This window comes from Helicobacter sp. MIT 14-3879 (assembly GCF_003364125.1).
In genome coordinates this window covers 1-3,341 of the sequence record NZ_NXLP01000106.1, presented here as the reverse complement: position 1 = coordinate 3,341, position 3,341 = coordinate 1, and the positions used below count along the sequence as shown (strand labels likewise).

Below are 3,341 nucleotides of genomic sequence, written 5' to 3'. Positions count from 1 at the left end.
GGTTGATATGCGACAAACTAGAGTGCGTATTATCATATCAGTGATAGGTGCGAGTATAGGAGCAATTAGTGTGCAATTTGTGAGAGTAGAGATTCTCTCTAAAATCCTGCCTTTTGTGATGATAGCCATAGGCTTGTATTTCTTACTCTCTCCTAGTATTAGCATAGAGTTCGGATTCTCGAACTAAAATGTGTATCTTCCCTCAAGAAAAATACTTCTTCCTTCCCCAATCAAGAATCCATAGCCTGCGATGGTGTCGCTGCTATCGCCATTGTAATAGCTATAATAAAAGACATCAAAAAGATTGCGCACGCCCGCACTGATAGATAGCTCCCGCCACTGATAATTCACGCCTAAATCAGTGAGGATATATCCCGGAATATCTTTTTGCCCATTACTGATTCTAGTCGCATTTGCCCCCATTCCTGTTGTGGTGAAAGTCTCTATGTCTTTTTGCGCCCCGATAAAGCTATTTTGTAGCCAAACTCCCAAAGAACTGATAGGCTGATAATGGATTCCCAAAGTCGCTTTATAATTACTCACATAGGGGATTTTGAGGGTAGAGACTGCGCCGTTATTACGCAAAACTCTGGCATCAACATAGGTAAAACTCTCACTCAAGCGCAGGGTATCAGCGAAGAAAAATTGTTCGGAGAAAAGCTCAATACCCACTCTTTGTGTCCTATCATAGTTACCATATTGCACACCTGAAACAGAATGGGCGTTACCAATCGTATAAAATTCATTATGCGTGAGGGTATAGAAAAGTGCGGCAGAGAAGCTTATGGTGTCCGCCCAATAGTCCTTTAACCCGATTTCAAAGGTATCATAGGTTTCTTTCTTTAGGTCTGTGGGGAGGTAGGTTCTGCTTTGTCTTTGCAAAAGATTATTAGGAGAGGGAGAGAAATAGCCCCGTTCGTATTTGGCATAGAGACTGCCATTATCAGAATAGTGGAAATGAGGTGTGAGCTCCACAGCGAAGTTGTGTTGCGTTTCATTGAGCTTACCATTTGCGCCATTGTTTGTGCTGATGATAGATTCCATATTGAAGCATCTTGTCGCTCCCTGAATAGTTGCACAGCTATAAAGGGTATCGCCATTGGGTTGATATAACCCGCCCTTTGTCTTATAAAGTGCCTCTGCCCAATAAGTCGCTGCCTCATAACGCAACCCACCTGTGAGTGAGAATCTCTTGGTAAAATCATATTTCTCTATCACAAAGAGTGAATTGCTCCATTTCTCACCTGTGAAAGGAATATTGATAGAGTGGTTGTAAATCGTTGTGCCGCTATAAGCTGTATTTTGATTGCCTGTGCTTGAGAACATATTGTTGGTGTTTGTTTGTCCGTTAATAAGCTGATTCATCACGCGTTTGCCCCTATTATAAAGAGATTCTAATCCAGCGATAAATCGTCCTCTATCGTGTTGCCAATCCCATTTAGCCATCAATCCAGCCTTGTGGTCATCAAAGAGGCTGCCACTTTGGTTAGCTGCAGTCCCTTGCCAAGTTAAATTGTTGAAATTATAATTGCTTAATCTCGTAACTGAATCCACATAATCAATGCGATTGAGATGATAAAAGGCTTTGAGGTCTAATGTGCTATTTGAGGTGAAGTGTCCCTCATAGCCAAGGCTTATGTCTAATCGTTGTTGGGTGTTGTGTAAGTTACCATTGCCCGCAGTTTTTCTATCTGCTTTGGTAGGATTGGGAATGTCCATAAAGGAATTGTTTGGGGAGGTTTGAATATCGCCATAGAAGTAATCGGCATTGAAGTAGAGACTATGCCCGCTTATTATATCATAGGTGAGTCCGAGATTAGCTTGTCCGCCTTGGGTGAGGTCTCCCCTGCGAGGTCCGCCACGATGAAGATAGGCAGCTCCAAGCGAGATATGAATTTTATCACCGATTTTTGTGCCAAACTTTGCATCAGCATTGATAGAGTTACCCCTAGAGGCGATGATAGGAGCATAAGAGAATCCAGCAGTAAAAAAGGGCTTGTCATATCGCTTTTGCGTGGTGATATTGACTACGCCCCCACGTGTGCCATTCCCATACATCACTGCACCCCCACCAGGCAGAATCTCAATGGATTCTATCGTGTTAGGTGACAGGGTATTCATCGGGGTAACGCCATGGCTAGAATCTAGCATATTAGCATAGATACCATTGATGAGTACTTGCACAGAGGTATTAGCACGATTACCCTGCCCACGAAGATCAAGATTACTGCCTAAGCCAACATTGCTAAGTCCTACAAAAGGCATATAAGCAAAAATGTCCTCTGTGGAACGATAGCCTCTGTTTTGAATCTGTTCCTTGTCGATTTCATAGAGATTGCGATTGAGTTCATCAAGTGTGGATTTCATAGTAGCAGTTACAATAACCTTTTGGACTTGTTGGGATTGTATCGAATCATTGTTGTTGTTTGAATGTCCTATTGAAGTAGAAGAAGTCTCTGCATCTGCTAACAAATCCTTAGAATGTTTAAGGGACATAAAAGTAGGATTAAGATTATTGATATTTAAAGAATCATAGCTAGATAGATTGTGTTTATTTAAGGAGTTATTTTCTGCATAACTTAAAGAGAATAGAGTTAATAAGCCTATAAGCTTTATTTTGCAGATTTTTGGTGTTTTATTGGATTGATGCTCCCATCACAACGATAACTTTAAGGTTTTATTTATCTAAAATAAATGCGGGTGCTTAAAAGTTTTTTAGTAAAATACATGCTTTGATACTCAAACAAAGGCAAAATGATGAAATATTCACAAAATCGCCCAAAAATAAGTTATGAAAAAAAACATGTCCAAGCATGGCTAGATTCACTAAAAATAGCTCTTTTAGAACAAGATGCTATCACTGCTTATGAACTTACACAGAATCTTCCTTTTATCTTTATCACAGAAACAGTACCCACTACGGAATCCACACAGAATGAGGCTATAGAATCTGCCAATATCCAAGCTACTTCTAATCAAAAAAATCACATACAAGATGACAATTTAATTGAATATTTACAAATGGCTCAAGAACTTATTACTCAAAGCATTGCACTTTTAGAATCTAAAAAGAATGAAACCCTTTTACAATTGGACAGAATACGACAGGCAAAGAAATTCTTATTGTAGTAGATTGTAAATCACAAATTGTTACAATTCCTATTATTGTGATAGTAACGACAGCTTGTTTTTAGGATTGGTTATTACATAACCCTATCAAGATTCTCTATTGTGCTAACCATACAGGAGATTTTGCATTTTATAGAATCACTGCTTTCTCATGCGAGCTAAAGTAAAACTGAAGGTCTTTATAACTACCAATACCCAGAAAGGATTAGCAA

The 3,341-nt window shown here is 39.4% G+C and carries 2 protein-coding genes and 1 pseudogene; 2 read left to right on the top strand and 1 reads right to left on the bottom strand.

Annotation, left to right across the window (positions count from 1 at the left end):
• A pseudogene (locus CQA44_RS12765) lies at positions 1–187 on the top strand (hypothetical protein); the annotation flags it as partial.
• Here CQA44_RS12765 and CQA44_RS11590 read toward each other — a convergent pair.
• Complete coding sequence (locus CQA44_RS11590; protein ID WP_258865034.1) at positions 184–2,472, bottom strand: TonB-dependent receptor; 2,289 nt, start codon at positions 2,470–2,472, stop codon at positions 184–186. The pseudogene CQA44_RS12765 and the gene CQA44_RS11590 overlap by 4 nt on opposite strands.
• A gap of 285 nt (positions 2,473–2,757) precedes the next feature.
• Between CQA44_RS11590 and CQA44_RS11585 the strand changes: the two genes are divergently transcribed.
• The gene (locus CQA44_RS11585) at positions 2,758–3,129 is read left to right on the top strand and encodes a hypothetical protein (RefSeq protein WP_258865033.1); all 372 of its coding nucleotides are present in this window, start codon (positions 2,758–2,760) and stop codon (positions 3,127–3,129) included.
• Positions 3,130–3,341: the final 212 nt, after the last annotated feature.

Coding starts and splice junctions, on each gene's coding strand:
- CQA44_RS11585 (WP_258865033.1), top strand. CDS start 2,758: ATGAAATATTCACAAAATCGCCCAAAAATAAGTTATGAAAAAAAACAT.